Genomic DNA, 20,021 nt, shown 5'->3' with positions numbered 1-20,021 from the left:
TTGAAATGCGAAGTCAGAGCACGTCAGACAATATCTGAGAGCTCACGCAGCAGCGCAGCCTTACCTTTCGCACCGACGATCCGCTTGACCGGCTCACCGTCTTTGAACAGGATCATCGTCGGGATCGACACCACCTGGAAGTCGCGGGCGGTCGCCGGATTCTCGTCGACATCGAGCTTGGCGACGGTCAGTGCGCCCGCCTTCTCGGCGGCGATCTCCTCGAGTACCGGGGCGACCATCTTGCAGGGGCCGCACCAGGTTGCCCAGAAGTCGACCAGCACCGGTGTGCTGCTCGACAGCACGTCCTGGGAGAACGAGTCGTCGGTCACCGCAACTGTTGACGATCCAGACGTTTCAGACGAACCCGCAGCGCTCATCGTTGTGCTCCAATCAGACTGTCATCCGTTGAGATGGAAGAGGTTTCGGCGAGCCAGCGCTCAGCGTCGATGGACGCCGCACAACCGCTGCCCGCCGCCGTGATGGCCTGCCGGTAGGTGTGGTCGACCAGATCGCCTGCGGCGAACACGCCCTCGATCGAGGTGGAGGTGGTGCGGCCCTGGACCTGTACGTAGCCTGCAGCGTCGAGTTCCACCTGGCCGCGCACCAGTTCGGAACGGGGGTCGTGGCCGATCGCGACGAAGACACCCGTCACTGCCATCTCGGACTCCTCGCCGGTGACGGCGTTGCGCAGCCGGAGCCCGGTGACCTTGGGACCACCCTCGATGGCGACCACGTCGGTGTTGGTCAGGAACCGGATCTTGTCGTTCGCCTGCGCCCGTTCCAGCATGATCCGCGACGCGCGGAACTCGTCGCGCCGGTGGATCAGCGTCACGCTGCGCGCGAACCGGGTCAGGAAGGTGGCCTCCTCCATCGCCGAGTCGCCACCGCCGACCACGGCGATGTCCTGGTCCCGGAAGAAGAAGCCGTCGCAGGTGGCGCAGGTGCTCACGCCCATGCCGAGCAGGGTGTCCTCGCCGGGCACGCCCAGGTGGCGGGCCGCTGCGCCCATGGCCAGGATGACCGCGCGCGCCTGGTAGGTCTCGTCGCCGACGGTGACGGTCTTGACCGGTCCGGCCAGGTCGACGGCGTCGACGTCCTCCATGCGCAGGTCGGCGCCGAAGCGCAGCGCCTGCTCACGCATCTGGTCCATCAACTCCGGCCCGGTGATGCCGTCCCGGAACCCCGGATAGTTCTCGACCTCGGTCGTGGTCATCAGCGCACCGCCGAACTGGGTGCCCTCGAACACCAACGGCGTGAGCTGGGCCCGGGCTGCGTACACGGCCGCCGTGTAGCCGGCCGGGCCGGAACCGATGACGATGACGTCATGGACGGTGGATGAGGTCATGGGAGCCTTTCTGCCTGCGGCAAGCATTCATACGACCGCGTTGTTAGAACACCAGGGTAAGCCGCGCTGTTCCCCGCCGACGAGCTCACCGCCGCGCCAGCACCGTCTCGGCGACCAGGCCGGTGTGCACGGCACTGCACGTCGGCGCCACCACCACGGCGTTGATCTGCTCCGGGGTGCTGCCGGGAAGCAGCAGCAACAGCCCGGGACGGCCGGCCACCTCGACGCGACGTCCACCCAGCACCGCGGGGGCGGGGGAGTGGCCCAGGCCGGTCAGGCAGGACGAGAGTCGCTGCGGGTCGGTCAACGAGCCCAGGTTCTGCGGCTGTGACAGTGCGGCGCGCAGCTGCCCGGCAGGCACCGGAAAGCCGTCGGGTGTCGCCGCGGTGATCTGGGCTGGGGTGAGACCGACGGAGATCGCCGGTCCGGGGTCCTGTGCCAGCAGGACAACGCCCAGGACGACGGCGGCAGCTGCCGCGCACAGCCCGGTGATCAGGCCGGCCCGCTGTAGGCCGGTGAGGCGGGGCCGGGTCCTGCCTGGCGCGGTGGGGGCTGGAGGCGGGGCGGTGCGCAGCGCGGCGCCCACCATGGCGGTGACGGGCGCGGGTACCGCAGGTGCGGACTCTTCGTCGGCGCCCAGGTGGGCCAGCTCGCGGCGCACGGCGTCGAGACCGGCGACCACCCGCGCCGCCTCCGGATCATTGCGGGCATGCCTGCGGAGCCGTGCGGCGGTGGCGTCGTCGAGCAGGCCTGCCTGCAGATCGGCGAGCAATTCGGGTGTCAGCTGCGGCGGATCGGGGACCGGATCGGAGTCAGGCTGCGCGCCCGCGCCGCTGTCCATCGCTGCCCCCGCCGGTCGTCGCCCTTGAGATCGTTCGAGGTTATCCGAGCGGCTCACTCGACGGTGGCGGCTCCGGCGGCGAAGAACTCCAGCGACTGCGCGAGCCTGCTGCGAGCGCGCGAGCATCGGCTTTTCACCGTGCCTTCGGCGACCCCGAGCAGGCGGGCGGCCTCGGCCACCGAGTACCCCTGCATGTCGACCGCGACGACGGCCGCGCGCTGGGCGACGGGAAGGCGCATCAGGGCGCGCTCGACCACGATCGCGGTGTCCACCCGACCGGTGGGATCCGCGGCCCGGCACAATTGGTCGTCCAACTCGTCACAGGCATGAGTCTTGTTGCGGCGCAACCGGTCCAGACAGGCATTGACGACGATGCGGTATAACCAGCTGCTCACCGCCGAGTCGTTCCGAAACGCGGGTGCGGTGCGGTGCGCGGACAGCAGCGCATCCTGGAGGGCGTCGGCGGCGTCGTCGGGGTCACGGCTGGTCAGCACCGCCAGCCGATAGAGCTGGCGGTGGTGGCGATAGAACAACTCCTCGAACGCGTAGCGGTCACCGGCGACGTGCGCGGCGAGCAGTTCGGCATCGGTGCGCCGGCGTTCGCTGTCCCCTCGAGTCCCCCCGAAAATCCCCACAGGCGAACACTAAGCGGCGCTGCGGGGGGTGTCGGACACCAGTTTCGGGCGGGCAGCCGGACGTGGGACAACGTGCGGGAACGTCTGGGGATGACGCCTCAGGACGCGGCTTCGAGGCTGATCTCGGCGATGTCGGAGCGGCTTTCGCCGCCGACCGAGCCCAGCGTGGAGATCCAGACCAGGACGTTCGACGTCGGTGAGGCGTCGTCGATCTCGATGGTGTTGGAACCGGGCCGCATCGTGGTGGGCTCGGTGAGGGCGGTGGTATCGGCCAACGTCGACGGCGTGGCGGTCGACGACGACCGGATCTGCACCTCGGTACCGGTGCTGTTGAGATTGATCCTGACCGACCCGAGAGTGACGGGTTCTGGCAGCTGCAACATCAACCCGACGCCGTTCTTGAAGTTGGGGAACGGCACCGCGTCGGAGTAGGTGTCGGTGGGCCAGACGGTTGTGGGGTTGCCGTCGATGGCCAGGTCGGCCAGCTCTGGCGCATCGGCCTCGCCTTCAGGTGAGAAGACCGTTGCGCGAACGGGATCGATGACCGAGCCGCCGCCACTTGTGCCGGTGTCGGCTTCCTCGGAGGAGGAAGGTGCGTTGAGGCCGAGTTCGTCGCCGCCGAGACCGTCGCCGACGTCGCCGAAGATCCGGCCGAGCACCGACGCGAGCAGGACCACCGCGACGACGACGACCACCGCGGCGACCGTCAGCCCGACGATGAGTCCCTTGCGCCGGCGCGCTTCGGCCTCGGGATCGGCGGCAGTACCCAGCCAGCCGCCGGTGCGGGTGTCGGGAGCTACCTCCTCGACGGGTGCGATGTGGTCGGTGCGGTCGGCGATGGCAGTCGCCTGCTGCAAGAGGTTCAGCAGGGTGGGCGCGCTGCGGATGCCGCCGCCTTCCTGGACGGCGTGCGACGCGGCGGCCGAGATCTGGAACGGGATGTCGCGGTCGACGGATCGGGGTTCGACGGGCTGTCCCGCGGCGTCCAGGTCGGCGGGGGACAGGCCGCTGGGTTCCCCGGATTCAGGTAGCGGCCACCGATCGACGAGCAGGGCATACAGCGCCGCGCCGATCCCGCGGATGTCGTCGTCGGGCGTGGCGTCGGGCAGCGTCGCGGGGAACGCGAGTGCCACGTCCCCTTCGATGCTGACGCGGATCCGGCTGGGGTGATCCACCGACAGCGCCACCCCGCTTCGGTGGGCGGCCTCGGCCGCGGCCGCCAGCGATTGGATGGCGCGGGCCCCGCCGATCGGTGAGGGGGTGGTGTCGGCGACCTCGGCCAGGGAACCACCCCGGATCCATTCCGAGACCACCAGTCCGCCGGAACCTCTGGTCACGACGTCGAGGACGCGGGCGACGCCGGGCATGTCGATGCGGCTGAGTCGCTGGGTCCGGTCCAGGATCTCCTTCACTTGCCGTTCGGGCAGTTCGGAGTCCGGGGCGACGAACGTCAGGGCCACCTGCCGGTCCAGCGCGGTGTCGAGGGCCTGCCAGAACTGCAGGCGGGGAGGTCCGCCGTGGAAGACCAGGAGCCGGTAGCGGCCCTTGGCGATCAGAGCTCCGGGGATCAGGTGCGCGTCCTCGGCGGCGACGGCCGTCTCGAGAGCCGGTTCTCGGGGCGGATCGAAGGCCAGCGGTTCGCGGGAGGGGTCGCCCCCGTATTCGGACGGCGGCCGAGCCGCCGAGTCGGACTTGAGCGGCCGGGTTGCCGAGTCGGGTCGCGGCGTCTGGACGGTGGCCCGCTCGGACGGTGCGGGGGTCTCGGGGACGTCGGGGTGGAAGTCGTCAGCCGACGGCCGAGCCGTCGAATCGGATCCGGACGGCGGAGCCGTCGAATCAGAACCGGACGGGCGTTCGAAGCGGGTGGTGGCCGCGGATTCGGAGTCCCGGGGGGAACCGCCAGTGGATTTGTCGCTCACGGCAGCTCCTTTCCCCCTCCCATCGTCGGCAACCTCGGCCGATCTGCCCCGCCGCACCGGCGTGGAAGGCTGTAGCCGGTGTGACGGAGACGAATCCCTGTGATCAGGGTACGTGAGGCCCCGGGTGGGACGTGGCCGGTCGGAGGGGCTCGGTGGCGTCGCGGCTACCGGGTGCCTGCGCTGCAGGCGTCGCTGAACCGCGGCAACGGCGGCCTTGGCCTCGGGCACGTCGGCGGCCAGCAGCACGGCGACGATGATCGGCACCATCACCAGGCCGAGAGCCGCCAACCGCAGCAGCGAGCCGGCGCCACCCCAACTGGTGGTCAGCTCCTCGAGTCCCACGAGTTGGTCGATGACGTGGGCGGTCAGGCCGGCGGCCAGCGACGCCGCGATGGTCACCAGGATGGTGCGGACCACGTCCAGGCTGATCAGCCGTCCGCCGGGCGGGTCGAGCCGGGCGCGCAGCAGCAGATAGCCGACGACCGCGCCGGCCAGGAAACCCAGTCCGTTGGCCATGCCCAGATAGCCTGCGACGAGCTCCGGGTCGTCGGCCACATAGGGGGCGGCCAGCGATGCTGCGACCTTGACCGTGGTGATGACGACGATCAGCACGATCGGAGTCCAGGGCTCCTGGCGTGCGTAGAACACCCGTAGCTGCAGCAGCACCAGGGCGTAGGGGACGAGGGTGAACGCCGACAGGGTGATCGCCATGCCGAGGTAGCCGGCGTCGACCTCACCGAAGTTGCCGTAGGCGAACAGCGCGGTGCCGATCGCCGGCCCGCCGACCGTCATCACCGCCACGATCGGGATCAGCGTCACCATCGTCAGCCGGGTGGCCAAGGACAGGTCGGCCAACACCGCGGGGCCGTCGTCGGCGGCGGCGTTGCGCGACAGCCGCGGCATCACGACGGTCAGGACGGTGACGCCGATGACGCCGAACGGCAACTGGAGCACCAGCCAGGTGTAGTTGTAGATGGCAGGTCCGGATGCGGCTGCGCCACTGGCGATCTGGTTGCCGACGACGAAGCCGATCTGGCTGACCACGACGTAGAGCACCATCGCCAGCGCCATCATCCCGAACTTCTTGAGGCGGTCGTCGATGCCCCACAGCGGGCGAAGGCTCACCCGCTCGGCCCGGATCGCGACGAACAGCACCGTGGCCTGGGCGACGACGCCGAGCGTGGTGCCGACACCGAGCACCAGCAGCTTGGTGTTGCCCATCTCGACGGGGTCCACGGACAGTTCGCCCGGTACCAGGACGTACACCGCGAGGGTCAGGATCGCGATGACGTTGTTCACCACCGGCGCCCACGCCGGGGGTCCGAAGATGTTGCGGGTGTTGAGGATCGCCATGAACACCGATGACAGCCCGTAGAAGATGATCTGCGGCAGCAGCAGGAAGGCGAACGCGACGGTGAGCGAGCGGTTGACCATGGGGTCGGAACCGAGCATCAGGTCGACCAGCAGCGGTGCTGCGAGCGTGGAGGTGATGGTGACCACCAGCAGCAGCGTCACCACCAACGTGAGCAGGCGCCGGATGAAGGCGCTTCCACCGTCCGGGTCGTCGCGTTCGGCTCGGGAGAGGACCGGGACGAAGATCGCCGTGAACGTCGCCTCGAGCACCAGCGCAGCGATCATGTTGGGCAACTGATTGGCCACGGTGAACGCGCTGGACAGCGCTGCGCCGAGGATGGTGGCCAGCAGCACGATCCGGGCGAACCCGGTCAGCCTGCTGACCAGCGTGGCCACCGCCATCCCCCACGACCGGGACACCACCGCCGAGTCCGAGAGTTCGGCGCGCGGGGTGGGTTGTCGGGGTACCGGCAGGGGGGGCACGGCGGGTGCCGGGCCGCCCCGTCGGCCGCGGTCAGTCATGTCCACCGCGGGTCACCGGATCGGTCCGCCGCGGCGCGGGCTTGTCGGCGGCGGCCTCCTCGTCGCGGTAGGACAGTGCCACTTCGATCGGGTCGGGACGGTCCAGATCGGCTCGGTCGGGCTGACCGCGGAATCGGTGCCACAGCCGTCGGCCCGCCAGCAGTATCAGCACCGCGCCCGCGGACAGCGTGATGAAGAACAGCACCTGGCCGTACGCGTTGGAGTGCACCGACAACCGCACCGGTTCACCCAGTGGCAGACCGTCCGCGGTGCGCAGCGTGACGTCGACGGCAACCCGCTGGGTGAAGTGCACCTCGATCGGCACCTTGAGCGGCAGGAAGCCGGGCGGCAGCACGATCTCTCCCATGTCGGTGACGGTCATGCCGGGGGGAGCGTCGATGTCGAGCTGTACCCGGATCGGCACCGGCAGGTCGTTGCGTAGCGCCAGCGGCAGTGGACTGCGTTCGGTCGCCAGCGTGTACGAGCCGCCCGGGTTGACGATGGACACGGCGTTGAACAGGTTCTCCACCGTGCGTCCCACCGTCGTGAGGCGCTGCTGAGCGAGCCCGTTGCGTGCGTCGGGCGGCACCGAAAGGCTCAGTGCGCGAAGCAGATCCTCACGTAGTGGGGCGGTGTACTGCCCACCGGTCAGCCCGGTGCGCTCGTCGGTGGTCAGGGCGGCGGTCAGACCCCAGAGCCGGGCGGTCACCGTTGCGATGCCCGACACCACGCCGTCGTCGAACCGTCCCCGCGGGTTGCCCAGCGGTCCCTCGGGCAGCGGCTCGGGTCGGGCCGCAGCGCGGGCCTCGCTGATCACCGCCGGGACTGGCCGGGGTACGGCCAGACCGGCCCGGATGCCAGTGGCCACCGTGGTCAGCATCGCCTGCGCATCCTGTGGTGTCAGGTTCCACATCAGCGGCGGCATCAGGATCTCGGTGCGGGGCTCGATGTCGGGGTTCAGGCTGCGCCACAGCAGCGACCCGAGCGCGTCCTGGCGCCGCGCGACCTCGGAATCCTGTTTGAGGGCCAGATCGAGGGACGGTTCCAGGTAGGACGGCGACTCCGGGGCGGTGCCCGCGCCGGCCAGCGCGGCTCCCACCGCCGGGTCGAACGGCGCTGCGACGACGTTGGGGGTGTAGCGCACCGGCGTGGTGTCGGCGGACTCGGGTGCGCCGTCGGCGGAGTCGCCCGGCGCGGCGAGGTCGGCTGCGCCGATCGCCACGGTCGGTCCCTGATCGGACAGCAGCTGAGCGGCGGGGCTGGTCAAGGGCCCGTCGCCGACGAGGCTGACGCCGCGGACGGAGGTGATGCCGAGGATCTGGTCGACGATGTCGCCGGCGTTGGTGGCGATCGCCGACAGGCCCGGGTCGGCGACGCGGCGCAGCGCGTCGAGGTTGGCCTGCGCGTAGGTGGTCGGTACCACGCACATCCGCTGGGTCAGCGCCTTGAGCCGGTTGAGCCAGTCGATGGCGGCCTGCTGGCCTGCGCCCGGGTGGGTGGGGGTGCCCGGGCCGGCGTCGGAGGCGTCGTTGACGACGTAGCCGTTCGTCATGGCGGTGACGGTCACGAGCAGGTCGGGGTCGATGGCCAGACACAGGGCGCGGGTGAGCTCGCCGCCGGGGTCGACCTCGGGGCCGGTCGCGAAGTCGACAGCGGAGAGCATCGTGTCCAGGCGCCCGCCGGGGGCCAGCGACGTCGCCAGGACGTCGTCGATCAGCCGCACCGGGGTGGTGCCGCCGGGGGCGCCGGCGGCCAGTCGGGGGCGGTCGGCCAGTGGCCAGAACATCGTCAGCCCGACGGGTCGGGTGGTGTCCGGCGGCACGGCGGAGTCGAGCGCCTCGCTGGCGGTGGATTCCGCACCCTCGACCGGTGGCACGCCGAGCACGGGCAGCAGGAAACGTGAGTCGTCCAGCCTGGCGGGCGCACCGTAGTCGGGGGTGCCGTTGACGTTGATCATGACCGGGAAGACGCCGGGAGCCTCGATGTCCAGCGACGGCTGGTCGGCGGAGCGCAGCGGGTACGCGAGCCGGAACGGAACCGCTTGTCCGCGAGCCATTTCCGGCGCCACGGTGATGAAGTCCGCGACCGGTTGGTACTGGTCGACATTGCCGGCGAGGTCGGTGCGCAGTTCGCTCGAGGTCGCGGTGGCCGCGGCACGTTCGAGCCGCACCACGACGTCGCGTACCGGGCGATCGCCGACGTTGCGGACTTCCCCGGTGACGGTCACCAGTGGCTCGCTGGTGGTGGTGACGATGTCGGGGGTGACGCTGTCGATCTGCACCTGCAGGAACTGGGTGGATCCCGGTTGGGCGTCGGCGACGTAGGGAGCGGCGCCGGGCGCGACGGCCAGCAGCATCGCGACGACCGCAACAAGAAGCCGTACGTGCGGGCCGGTCACGGCCCGGGTCCGCAGCCGTTCGTCCGCCGGCCGGGCTGTGGTTGAGCGGTGGGGTCGGTTCGGTGCTTGCGCGTGTGCGAATGGGTCTGGCCACGCCGCCGTGGAGTCGTCCGGGGCAGCGGCGGCAGGGCTTCGGGTCCGTCGGTGTGCAGCTTGTCGATCAAGTCGTCGGCGACTTCGGCGAGGCGCCGTTCGTCGGCGTAGGCCAGCTTGGACGGCAGCTCCTTCAGCGGCACCCAGGCCACTTCGCTGACCTCGATGTCCTCGTCGGAGAGCTCACCGCCGAGAAACCGCATCAGGTAATGGTGCACGGTCTTGTGCACGCGCCTGCCCTCGGTGACGAACCAGTAGTCGATGGAGCCCAGCGCCGCGAGCACGCTGCCCTGGATCCCCGTCTCCTCGGCGACCTCGCGGATCGCGGTCTGTTCGGCGGTCTCACCCATCTCGATGTGGCCCTTGGGCAGCGACCACAGCATCCGTCCGCGCCGGTCGATACGCCCGATCAGGGCCGCGACCTGGCTGTCTTTCGGGCCGTCGATACCGTCGATGACCAGGCCCCCGGCCGACGTCTCGTGCACGGTGCGGAGCCGTTCCGGGGGGCGCCGGGGACGCGATCTCTGGGGTTTGGGGGTCGCAGCGGATTGGTCACCGGAGCTGTTCGGCGGAGGATGTCTCCCATGAGTGCCGGACTGGTCACCGGCGGCCTCGGGTGGGCCTGCCGCGCGTCGGCCGCGGCGCCGGCCGCGGCGCCGTCGGGGTTTGGGCTGCTCGCCGTCCGACACCCAAGCGATAGTAGCTGGCATGAACAGCAGCACTCGCCGCACTCGCCGGTCGGTGACACGGCTGTGACCAGTAGGGTCTTCGGACGTGCCTGACCCCACATCCGAGCAAGACGCAGCCGAACTGCTGGCCGCTGCGCAGGTGTCGCTGAACCGGCACAGCGAGGTGCTGCGCTCGCTCGGCCGGTTGTTCGCCGACAACGGCTACCAGCTGTATCTGGTCGGTGGCAGTGTGCGCGACGCGCTGCTCGGCCGGCTGGGCACCGATCTCGACCTGACCACCGATGCACGCCCCGAGCAGATGCAGCGGTTCCTTCGCGGTTGGGCGGACGCGCTGTGGGATACCGGCATCGAGTTCGGCACGATCGGTGTCGGCAAGGGCGCCCCGGGACATCAGGAACGGCTGGAACTGACCACCTTCCGCGCCGACTCGTATGACCAGGTCTCGCGCAATCCCGAGGTGCGCTTCGGGGACAGCCTCGACGAGGATCTGGTGCGCCGGGACTTCACCGTCAACGCGATGGCGGTGCGGATCACCCCGGGCGGGCCCGCGGAGTTCCTGGACCCGCTCGGCGGCCTGGCGGCTCTTCGGGCCGGGGTGCTGGACACCCCCGCTGCGCCGGAGGTGTCTTTCGGCGACGACCCGCTGCGGATGCTGCGCGCGGCCAGGTTTGTCTCCCAGCTGGAGTTCACCGTGGCGCCACGCGTTTGCCGCGCGCTCGAGGAACTGGCGCCGGCGCTGGGCCGCATCACCGCGGAACGGGTGGCCCAGGAGCTGGACAAGCTGCTGCTGGGCGCGGATCCGGTCGCTGGGATCGATCTGATGGTGCAGACCGGGTTGGGTGGGGTGGTGCTGCCCGAGGTGGGGGCGATGCGGATGGCGATCGACGAACACCACCAGCACAAGGACGTCTACCAGCATTCGCTGACGGTGCTGCGCCAGGCGATCGACATGGAGGGCGGCGACGGGCCGGACCTGGTGTTGCGCTGGGCAGCGCTGCTGCACGACATCGGCAAGCCCGCGACTCGCAGGCACGAGCCCGACGGTGGGGTGAGCTTTCATCACCACGAGGTGGTCGGGGCGAAGATGACCCGCAAGCGGATGCGGGCGCTGAAGTACTCCAAGCAGATGGTCGACAACGTGTCGCAGCTGGTTTACCTGCACCTGCGATTCCACGGCTACGGCGACGGCAGGTGGACCGACTCGGCGGTGCGCCGCTACGTCACCGATGCCGGCCCGCTGTTGACTCGGCTGCACAAACTTGTCCGTGCCGATTGCACCACCCGCAACAAGCGCCGGGCGGCGCGGTTACAGGCCAACTACGACGACCTCGAGCACCGCATCGACGAGATCGCCGCCAAGGAGGATCTCGCGCGCGTCCGCCCGGACCTCGACGGCAACGAGATCATGCGGATCCTCGGCATCCCGGCCGGTCCGCAGGTCGGGCGCGCGTGGAGCCACCTCAAGGAGCTCAGGCTGGACCGCGGGCCGCTCGGCCATGACGAGGCCGTCGAGGAACTACTCAAGTGGTGGAACGAGAAGGGCACACCGCGCGTCTGATCAGGTATGGAGTACTGCCTGGGGGAACCCGACGGATCGGCCACCATCTGGACGGTCGACGGTGGTCCACAGGTCGCGGGCGTCGACGTCGACGGTGATGGACTCACCGACGACACGCTGTTGGACCTCGATGGGAACGGGGTGGCTGACCACGTGTTGCTCGACGGTGACGACGACGGGCTGCCGGAGGGTTTCTTCAGCGACGACGGCACGGGCACCTGGGCGGTCAGCGCGGATCGCGGTGGCGGGTTGCGCTGGTTCGGGCTCGACGGCACCGAACATCCGGGTGCGGGTCCGGCGGTGCCGGTTGATCTCGACGGTGACGGGACGGCTGCGGAGCAGCTTGTCGACGTGGACGGCAACGGTCTGGCGGACCGGGCACTGGGAGCCGGGACGGCGTGGGTGGACACCGACGGCGACGGGCGCTGGGATGTCCGGCTGGCCGACAGCGACGGCGACGGCCGAGCCGACAGCGCCGCGACCCTCTAGCGCGAGCGCGCGTGTTTGTGCGTCGCCGCGCCGCATCGGACGTACAAAACGTCGCGCTCGCGGTCGGACCCGGTCGGTCCACAGCAGGTGTGCGATCTGGTGGGCGATGGTCCACCCCGGCGCGGGGGTGGCGGTGGCCCACTGCGCCGACGACAGCTCGCCGACCAATGCGTCCAGGTCATCGCTCTCGGCGCGCAGATCGTCGACCACGGGGGCTGCTCCGGCCATGCGAGCACCCTATCGGCGCCGTCGTCACCGCTGCCATCTGCTCTTCGCGCGAGCGCTCATCGCCTCCCGACAGTTGCGTGCACGGTCAGCCCCACGAGGTAGATGCAGGTGCCGGCGACCGCGAGTGCCGGGGCGTGACCGTCCGGCGGGATGACCGCCGCCGCTGCAGCGAGCGCGGTGATGAAGGCCATCCAGAACAGCGCGTCCTGAACCGTGAAGACGTGCCCGCGCATCGCATCGTCGACGTCGACCTGCATCGCGGCGTCGGCGCAGAGCTTGACCAGCTGGCCGGCGGCGCCCAGGAAGAACCCGCAGACGACCATCACGGGCAGCGCCAGGCTCGCGCCGAAGAGCTGGACCACAGCGGCGAACGCCAGCGCCGCGTTCGGGGCCGCATACCGGCCCCACCTCTTGACCGCCGCAGGCGTCACCACGGTGGCCAGGAACGACCCCGAGCCGGTGGCGGCGACGAAGAGCACCGCTGTGCCCAGGCCGGCGACCGCCGCGGTGTCGCTGTGGCGCACCATGACCAGCACCAGAAGCGTGTTGATGCCGAACACCATCCGGTGTGCCGACAGTCCTGCGAGCGTGGCTGCGACGGTGGGCACGGCGAGCGCGGTGCGGGCGCCATGGGCCCAGCCGGTGGCGACGGCATAGGCGACGGACCCGTGCACGGCGCGCGCGGTGTCGTCGGGCCCGAGTGACCGCGACGGGAACCGCACCGCCAGCCACAGCGCCAGCGCGACCGGCGCCGTGACGATGAAAATGATTGTGGCAGCACCGGAGTCGTCGGCCCCGAACATCCAGCGGGCCAGCAGCATGGCGTTGGCGCCGAAGAACGCCGCCGCGGCCCCGGTGGCCGTGGCCACCGAGTTCATCGCCACCACCTGTGCGCGGGGCACCACATGCGGCAGCGCGGCGGACAGGCCGGAGGAGACGAACCGGGTGAAGCCGTTGACGATCAACGCGCCCAACAGGATTGGTAGATCACCGACGCCGGCGGCAAGCAACCCGGCAACACCCACCACCAGCACGAACCGTCCGCTGTTGGCGCCGATCAGAACCAGCCGTCGGTCCCAGCGGTCCAGGAGCGCACCGGCGAACGGGCCCAACACCGAGTAGGGCAGGAAGAGCACCGCGAAGGCGGCGGCGATCGCCCACGGGTCGGCGGCGCGCTGGGGATTGAACAGGATGGCACCGGCCAGCCCGGCCTGGAACAGGCCGTCGCCGAACTGGCTGACCGCACGCAGTTCCAGCAGCCGCCAGAACTCGGGCATGGCCCGCACGGTGCGCCACAACGCAACGGGTGCACGGGCGTCGGCCACGGAATTCACGTCCTGGGGTGAGGAGCTGCGGGACCGACCCACAGTACAAATATCGGGGCAGGCGGCGCTTGTTCGCCACCATCGAGCAGCGGTGGTGTCATGATGGTCGGGTGGCTCACCCAGAGGATCCGGAGGACTTCAGAGAGGGAGTCGCGCCCGCGGCGCACCGGGTGCGTGCCGGCACACTGCTATTGGCCAACACCGACCTGCTGGAGCCCACCTTCCGGCGCAGCGTCATCTACGTCGTCGAGCACAATGACGGCGGAACCCTGGGTGTGGTGCTGAACCGGCCCAGCGAGACGGCGGTCTTCAACGTCCTGCCGCAGTGGGCCAAGCTGTCCACCAAGCCGAAGACGATGTTCATCGGAGGTCCGGTCAAGCGCGACGCGGCGCTGTGCCTGGCGACGTTGCGTGTCGGCATCGACCCCGGCGAGATGCCGGGGCTGCGGCATGTGCAGGGCCGCATTGCGATGGTCGACCTCGACGCCGAACCCGACACGATCGCGCCGATGGTCGAGGGGGTCCGGATTTTCGCCGGCTACTCGGGTTGGACGATCGGCCAGCTCGAAGGCGAAATCGAGCGGGACGACTGGATCGTGCTGTCGGCGTTGCCCGCTGACGTGTTGGTCGAACCCCGCGTCGATCTGTGGTCCAAGGTGCTGCGGCGCCAGCCGATGCCGTTGTCGCTGCGGGCCACCCACCCGATCGACATCAGCCGGAACTAACTCCCGCAGGACAGCGTGCACGTCGCGCAGGCGCCGCCGCCGCAGCTCGACGGGTCGGCGGCCGCCAGCGTGCGCTGCTCCTCGCGCAGCACGGCCTTGGCGCTCTGCCAGCAGCCCGCCGCCACTGTGCCCACCGCCCCGACGACGCAGACGATCAACACGAGCGTCGACACCGGAGGCGCTGCGGCCAGTGCGACCGGCGCGCCTGCGGCGAGCATGACGGCCGCGGCCACCTGGACCGGCGCCACGGCGCGCAACACCTGTCGGACGTAGTCCGCCGACGGCGGGCGCGTCAGCGACCACACGCCCTGCGCGGCGGTCACGACCGCCGCGACCAGACACAGGACGGCGGCGACCAACATGGGCCACAGAATACGTCCTGCGGATTGGGGCGCCCCCCGGGCGCCAGGCTTCGCCCGGGGGACGTCGTCTTATCCCTGCAGTCCCGGGGGCTGTGATGGCGGGGCCATCAGCGGGACTGCGGGAGCTGGGGGTGCCGGCGGACCGGGCGTTGCCACCGCCGGGGCGGCTTCCGGTGCCGGTGGTGCCGGCGGGGCCGCCGAAGGCGCGCTGACCTTGAAGCCGGTGACGATGGCGTCGGTGGCGTCCGCCGCGGGCAGCACCTGGTCGACGCTGGTGGTCACCGCCAGCGACACCAGATAGTGGTCGGGGCCCGACGGGGCGATCACGTGGCGCCGGGACGTGTTCAGCGTCAGGGAGTTGTCGCGGTAGGTGCCTTCGATCAGCGACGAGGGCATGCCGCCGAAGTCGGCGAACGACGCGTCGGTGGATCGCCAGGCCGGCCGCTGCTGGCTGTCGACGAAGCCGTGGCTGATGGCCTCTCGGGGGTCGAACTGTCCGACAAGCTTGTAGACCACCACCTGCGCGTTGGAGGAGTACAGACCGTTGCCGCCGACCCGGTCCGCGATCACCGCGAACGCATCCGGCACGTTCGGGTCGGGGATGTGCTCCCAGCCCCGCGGCATCGGCAGCACGATGTTCAAGGCGCGGAAGTCCCGGCTGGACTGGGGCTCCATCGTGACGCCCTTGGAGGCGAAGTACTCGGTGAGCGTTCCGGAGGTGGCCGGGGTGATGGTGACCGTCGGCGGGGCGGGCGCGGCGGGCACTGCGGCAGTGACGCCGGCAGGGACCGCGGCCGGGCCGGTGGCGGTCGTCACACTGGGCTGGCCGACGGCTTGTGGGGTGGCGTTAGGCGCTACCGTGACGGTCTGCGTCACGGTGGCCGGGGCGGGCTGCGGCGGCGGCGGGACGATCGGCTGGGCCGACGCGGTGGTACCCGCAAAGCCCAGCACGCCGGCCGCGCCGACTGCCGTGGCGCCGATGCCAACTGCCAGAACCCGCCAGTGGCGGGCGATTTCGCTCATCGACTGAAGTCCTCCGAATCCTCTTCCCGACCGTCCGGGAATGTCGGTCCCGCGTCAGGCGACGAATGTATCCACGGCGGACGTGTCGCTGCCAGGCCCGGGATCGACCTGGAACCAACCCCTGACTCATCCGCAACGGAACCGAGACCAAGCCGAGGCCGGGAAATCGGAGATCGGGCGGCTTATACCCTGGTGGCGTGACCGAAACGCCGACTGGACAGCCCGCCGCTGCCGCCGACATCCCGCAGCACCGCTACACCGCGGAAATGGCGGGCCAGATCGAGCAGGCGTGGCAGCAGCGCTGGGTGCAGTCGGGGACCTTCGACGTGGCCAATCCTGTCGGTTCGTTGGCGCCCGCAGACGGCGCCCCGGTGCCCGCCGACAAGATGTTCGTCCAGGACATGTTCCCGTACCCGTCGGGGGAGGGGCTGCACGTCGGCCACCCGTTGGGGTACATCGCCACGGATGTGTACGCCCGCTACTACCGGATGACCGGTCGTAATGTCCTGCACGCCTTGGGCTTCGATGCTTTCGGGCTGCCCGCCGAACAGTACGCCATCCAGACCGGCACGCATCCGCGGAGCCGGACCGAGGCCAACATCGTCAACTTCCGGCGCCAGCTCGGGCGCCTCGGACTCGGCCACGACTCCCGGCGCAGCTTCTCCACCACCGACGTGGACTATTACAAGTGGACCCAGTGGATCTTCCTGCAGATCTACAACGCCTGGTTCGACCCGGCCGCGGGCAGGGCCCGCCCCATCGCCGAACTGATCGCCGAGTTCGACGCCGGGACCCGATCCGTCGGCGACGGGCGCAGTTGGTCGGACCTGGACAGCGGCGGCCGGGCAGACGTGGTCGACGGACACCGATTGGTCTACCTGGCCGATTCGGTGGTGAACTGGTGTCCGGGTCTGGGCACGGTGCTGGCCAACGAGGAAGTGACCTCGGATGGTCGCAGCGAGCGCGGCAATTTCCCGGTGTTTCGGAAACGGTTGCGGCAGTGGATGATGCGCATCACAACCTACTCCGACCGGCTGCTCGAAGACCTGGACGTGCTGGACTGGCCGGAGAAGGTCAAGACCATGCAGCGGAACTGGATCGGCCGCTCCACGGGCGCGACTGTGTTCTTCGCCGCAGGTTCGGGACCCGACGCGGGCGACATCGAGGTGTTCACCACGCGCCCGGACACGCTGTTCGGCGCGACGTACATGGTGTTGGCTCCCGAACACGACCTGGTGGACCGCCTGGTCGGGGAGGCTTGGCCGTCTGACGTGGATCCCCGCTGGACCTTCGGCGCGGCGACACCGGCCGAGGCGGTCGCCGCCTACCGCAGCGCGATCAGGGCCAAGTCCGACCTGGAGCGCCAGGAGAACAAGTCCAAGACCGGCGTGTTCCTGGGCGCGTACGCCACCAATCCCGCCGACGGGCAACAGATCCCGGTGTTCATCGCCGACTATGTGCTGGCCGGTTACGGTACCGGCGCGATCATGGCGGTGCCCGGTGGGGACCAGCGGGACTGGGACTTCGCGACCGAGTTCGGCCTGCCCATCATCGAAGTGGTTGCCGGAGGCGATATCTCGCAGGAGGCCTACACCGGTGACGGGGTCATGGTGAACTCCGGCTTCCTCGACGGCATGGACGTGACCGCCGCCAAGCGCGCGATGACCGAGCGGCTGACCGCCGACGGCCGCGGCCGGGAGCGCGTCGAATACAAGCTGCGTGACTGGCTTTTCGCCAGGCAACGGTACTGGGGGGAACCCTTCCCGGTGGTCTATGACGCCGACGGCCGCGCGCAGGCGCTGCCGGAGGCGCTGCTACCTGTCGAGTTGCCGGATGTGCCGGACTACTCGCCGGTGTTGTTCGACCCCGAGGACGCCGACAGCGAGCCGTCGCCGCCGCTGGCGAAGGCCACCGACTGGGTGAACGTCGAACTCGATCTCGGTGACGGGTTCAAGCCCTACACCCGGGACACCAACGTGATGCCGCAGTGGGCGGGCAGTTCCTGGTACGAGCTGCGTTACACCGACCCGTTCAACAAGGAACAGTTGTGCGCCAAGGAGAACGAGGCGTACTGGATGGGTCCCCGGCCGGCTGAGCACGGCCCGCAGGATCCCGGTGGCGTCGACCTGTACGTCGGCGGCGTCGAGCACGCGGTGCTGCATCTGCTCTATTCGCGGTTCTGGCACAAGGTGCTCTACGACCTGGGCCACGTCAGCTCCCGTGAGCCGTACCGGCGCCTGGTGAACCAGGGCTACATCCAGGCGTTCGCCTACACCGACGTCCGCGGCGCCTACGTCCCGGCCGCCGAGGTCGTCGAGCGTGACGGCACGTTCTTCTGGCCCGGCCCCGACGGTGAGATCGAGGTCAACCAGGAGTTCGGGAAGATCGGTAAGAGCCTGAAGAACTCGGTGTCTCCCGACGAGATCTGCGACAACTACGGCGCCGACACACTGCGTGTCTACGAGATGTCGATGGGCCCGCTGGAGGCGTCGCGGCCGTGGGCCACCAAGGACGTCGTCGGCGCGCACCGGTTCCTGCAGCGGGTCTGGCGGCTGGTCGTCGACGAACAGACCGGAGCGACGGTAGCCACCGACGACGAGCCGGACGACGCGACGTTGCGGCTGCTGCACCGCACGATCGCCGGCGCGGCCGAGGACTACGCCGCGCTGCGCAACAACACGGCGGCGGCCAAGCTGATCGAGTACACCAACTATTTGACGAAGCAGTCGGTGACGGCGCGGGCGGCGTTGGAGCCGCTGGTGCTGATGGTGGCGCCGCTGGCGCCGCACCTGGCAGAGGAGCTGTGGTCCCGTCTCGGCCACGAGGCGTCGCTGGCGCACGGGCCGTTCCCGGTCGCCGACGAGCAGTACCTGGTCGAGGACACCGTCGAGTACCCGGTACAGGTCAACGGCAAGGTGCGCGGTCGGGTCACCGTCGCGGCCGACGCGGTCGGTGACACGGTGCAGGCGGCGGCCCTGGCGGACGAGAAGGTCCTCGGGTTCCTCGACGGGCGGACGCCGAAGAAGGTGATCGTCGTCCCGGGCCGGCTCGTCAACGTGGTCCTCTGACGCCGCGACGCCGTCCGCAACCGGCGGACGTTTAACAGCGCTCGTCGCGGGTATCAGCGCGCGCACCCGGCAAGCGCCCGGTCCTACGCGTGGCGGGCCGCCGCCGGCTGTTTGAGGAGCGTCCATGGCTGTCGAAACGCCGAACCTCGTGAACATCACGCCGCGCCGGCCGTTCCCGGCGCGGCTGGGCCCCAAGGGCAATTTGATCTACAAGTTGATCACCACCACCGATCACAAGTTGATCGGCATCATGTACGTGGTCGCCTGCTTCGCTTTCTTCCTGATCGGCGGGCTGATGGCGCTGTTCATCCGGACCGAGCTGGCGGTGCCGGGACTGCAGTTCCTGTCCAACGAGCAGTACAACCAGTTGTTCACCATGCACGGCACGGTGATGCTGCTGTTCTACGCGACGCCGATCGTGTTCGGATTCGCGAACCTGGTGCTGCCCCTGCAGATCGGCGCCCCCGACGTCGCGTTTCCGCGGCTCAACTCGTTGTCTTTCTGGCTGTTCCTGTTCGGTGCGCTGATCGCGATCGCGGGGTTCATCACCCCGGGCGGTGCCGCCGACTTCGGCTGGACGGCGTACACGCCGCTGAGCGACGCGATGCATTCGCCGGGGGCCGGCGGTGATCTGTGGATCGCGGGGCTCATCGTCGCCGGTCTCGGCACCATTCTGGGGGCGGTCAACATGATCACGACGATCGTGTGCATGCGGGCACCAGGGATGACGATGTTTCGGATGCCGATGTTCACCTGGAACATCCTGGTGACTTCCATCCTGGTGCTGATGGCATTCCCGATCCTGACCGCGGCGTTGTTCGGCTTGGCCGCGGACCGCCATCTGGGAGCGCACGTCTTCGACGCCGCCAACGGGGGCGCGATCCTCTGGCAGCATCTGTTCTGGTTCTTCGGACATCCGGAGGTCTACATCGTGGCGCTGCCGTTCTTCGGCATCGTCACCGAGATCATCCCGGTGTTCAGCCGCAAGACGATCTTCGGTTACACCACGTTGGTGTACGCCACCCTGGGCATCGGCGCGCTCTCGGTCGTGGTTTGGGCCCACCACATGTTCGCCACCGGCGCGGTACTGCTGCCGTTCTTCGCGTTCATGACGTACCTGATCGCCGTGCCGACGGGCATCAAGTTCTTCAACTGGATCGGCACGATGTGGAAGGGCCAGTTGACGTTCGAGACACCGATGCTGTGGTCGGTCGGCTTCCTGGTGACGTTCCTTCTTGGGGGCCTGTCCGGCATCCTGCTGGCCAGCCCGCCGCTGGATTTCCACGTCACCGACACGTATTTCGTGGTGGCGCATTTCCACTACGTGTTGTTCGGAACGATCGTGTTCGCGACCTTCGGTGGCATCTACTTCTGGTTTCCGCACATGGTCGGTCGGATGCGCGCGGAGGCTCACGTGGGGCGGCACGCTACAGCAGGGGAGTCCCCGG

General features: G+C 69.5%; 14 protein-coding genes and 2 pseudogenes. 5 read left to right on the top strand and 11 right to left on the bottom strand.

The genetic code is table 11. The features are described 5' to 3' along the window. Nucleotides 1-23: 23 nt before the first annotated feature. The 7 genes from trxA to WA944_RS08430 form a co-directional block, all read right to left on the bottom strand. Nucleotides 24-377 (bottom strand): thioredoxin, encoded by a 354-nt coding sequence (gene trxA / locus WA944_RS08460; protein WP_163887453.1) that lies wholly within the window; start codon nucleotides 375-377, stop codon nucleotides 24-26. After that, complete coding sequence (trxB, locus tag WA944_RS08455; RefSeq protein ID WP_526372665.1) at nucleotides 374-1,345, bottom strand: thioredoxin-disulfide reductase; 972 nt, start codon at nucleotides 1,343-1,345, stop codon at nucleotides 374-376. Before trxB ends, trxA begins: the two co-directional genes overlap by 4 nt. An 85-nt stretch (nucleotides 1,346-1,430) precedes the next feature. Continuing rightward, nucleotides 1,431-2,186, bottom strand: a complete 756-nt coding sequence (locus WA944_RS08450; RefSeq protein WP_526608638.1) for an RsmA family anti-sigma factor — start codon at nucleotides 2,184-2,186, stop codon at nucleotides 1,431-1,433. Nucleotides 2,187-2,239: 53 nt separating this feature from the next. After that, nucleotides 2,240-2,821 carry an RNA polymerase sigma factor SigM gene (gene sigM / locus WA944_RS08445; protein WP_526373050.1) on the bottom strand — a complete coding sequence of 194 codons (582 nt, stop codon included), beginning with the start codon at nucleotides 2,819-2,821 and terminating at the stop codon, nucleotides 2,240-2,242. 98 nt (nucleotides 2,822-2,919) lie between these two features. Then, nucleotides 2,920-6,615 carry a murein biosynthesis integral membrane protein MurJ gene (gene murJ / locus WA944_RS08440; protein ID WP_526373049.1) on the bottom strand — a complete coding sequence of 1,232 codons (3,696 nt, stop codon included), beginning with the start codon at nucleotides 6,613-6,615 and terminating at the stop codon, nucleotides 2,920-2,922. Then, the gene (locus WA944_RS08435) at nucleotides 6,608-9,013 is read right to left on the bottom strand and encodes a DUF6049 family protein (RefSeq protein ID WP_526646723.1); all 2,406 of its coding nucleotides are present in this window, start codon (nucleotides 9,011-9,013) and stop codon (nucleotides 6,608-6,610) included. The genes murJ and WA944_RS08435 overlap by 8 nt, the downstream gene beginning before the upstream one ends. Next, nucleotides 9,010-9,795: an NUDIX hydrolase gene (locus WA944_RS08430; RefSeq protein ID WP_526646721.1), complete on the bottom strand. Its 786-nt coding sequence runs from the start codon at nucleotides 9,793-9,795 to the stop codon at nucleotides 9,010-9,012. The genes WA944_RS08435 and WA944_RS08430 overlap by 4 nt, the downstream gene beginning before the upstream one ends. 85 nt (nucleotides 9,796-9,880) lie before the next feature. Here WA944_RS08430 and WA944_RS08425 point away from each other — a divergent pair, with 85 nt between their 5' ends. Further along, a complete protein-coding gene (locus WA944_RS08425; protein WP_526373044.1) occupies nucleotides 9,881-11,353 on the top strand; it encodes a CCA tRNA nucleotidyltransferase in 1,473 nt (490 codons plus the stop codon). A 6-nt stretch (nucleotides 11,354-11,359) separates the two neighbouring features. After that, nucleotides 11,360-11,842 (top strand): pullulanase, encoded by a 483-nt coding sequence (locus WA944_RS08420; RefSeq protein ID WP_526373043.1) that lies wholly within the window; start codon nucleotides 11,360-11,362, stop codon nucleotides 11,840-11,842. Between the two features lie 66 nt (nucleotides 11,843-11,908). Here the strand turns inward: WA944_RS08420 and WA944_RS08415 are convergent. Both WA944_RS08415 and WA944_RS08410 read right to left on the bottom strand, forming a co-directional pair. Continuing rightward, nucleotides 11,909-12,070 (bottom strand): annotated as a pseudogene (locus tag WA944_RS08415) (maleylpyruvate isomerase N-terminal domain-containing protein); the annotation flags it as partial. Nucleotides 12,071-12,126: 56 nt separating this feature from the next. Further along, nucleotides 12,127-13,395 (bottom strand): MFS transporter, encoded by a 1,269-nt coding sequence (locus tag WA944_RS08410; RefSeq protein ID WP_526373041.1) that lies wholly within the window; start codon nucleotides 13,393-13,395, stop codon nucleotides 12,127-12,129. Between the two features lie 110 nt (nucleotides 13,396-13,505). On the opposite strand from WA944_RS08410, the gene WA944_RS08405 reads away from it, so the two are divergent. Further along, the gene (locus tag WA944_RS08405; protein ID WP_526373040.1) at nucleotides 13,506-14,120 is read left to right on the top strand and encodes a YqgE/AlgH family protein; all 615 of its coding nucleotides are present in this window, start codon (nucleotides 13,506-13,508) and stop codon (nucleotides 14,118-14,120) included. Here the strand turns inward: WA944_RS08405 and WA944_RS08400 are convergent. Both WA944_RS08400 and WA944_RS08395 read right to left on the bottom strand, forming a co-directional pair. Continuing rightward, nucleotides 14,117-14,482 carry a hypothetical protein gene (locus tag WA944_RS08400; RefSeq protein WP_526611679.1) on the bottom strand — a complete coding sequence of 122 codons (366 nt, stop codon included), beginning with the start codon at nucleotides 14,480-14,482 and terminating at the stop codon, nucleotides 14,117-14,119. The genes WA944_RS08405 and WA944_RS08400 overlap by 4 nt on opposite strands. 69 nt (nucleotides 14,483-14,551) lie before the next feature. Continuing rightward, nucleotides 14,552-15,505 carry an LpqN/LpqT family lipoprotein gene (locus tag WA944_RS08395; protein WP_526646719.1) on the bottom strand — a complete coding sequence of 318 codons (954 nt, stop codon included), beginning with the start codon at nucleotides 15,503-15,505 and terminating at the stop codon, nucleotides 14,552-14,554. A 197-nt stretch (nucleotides 15,506-15,702) separates the two neighbouring features. Between WA944_RS08395 and leuS the strand changes: the two genes are divergently transcribed. Together leuS and WA944_RS08385 are read left to right on the top strand one after the other, a co-directional pair. Beyond that, entirely contained in the window at nucleotides 15,703-18,573 is a 2,871-nt protein-coding gene (gene leuS, locus WA944_RS08390) for a leucine--tRNA ligase (RefSeq protein WP_526608483.1), read from the top strand. A gap of 124 nt (nucleotides 18,574-18,697) precedes the next feature. Then, nucleotides 18,698-19,981, top strand: a pseudogene (locus WA944_RS08385) (cbb3-type cytochrome c oxidase subunit I); the annotation flags it as partial. Nucleotides 19,982-20,021: the final 40 nt, after the last annotated feature.

It is taken from the genome of Mycobacterium sp. (assembly GCF_049683355.1).
GTDB lineage: Bacteria > Actinomycetota > Actinomycetes > Mycobacteriales > Mycobacteriaceae > Mycobacterium.
This window is presented reverse-complemented; position numbering and strand designations above follow the sequence as displayed.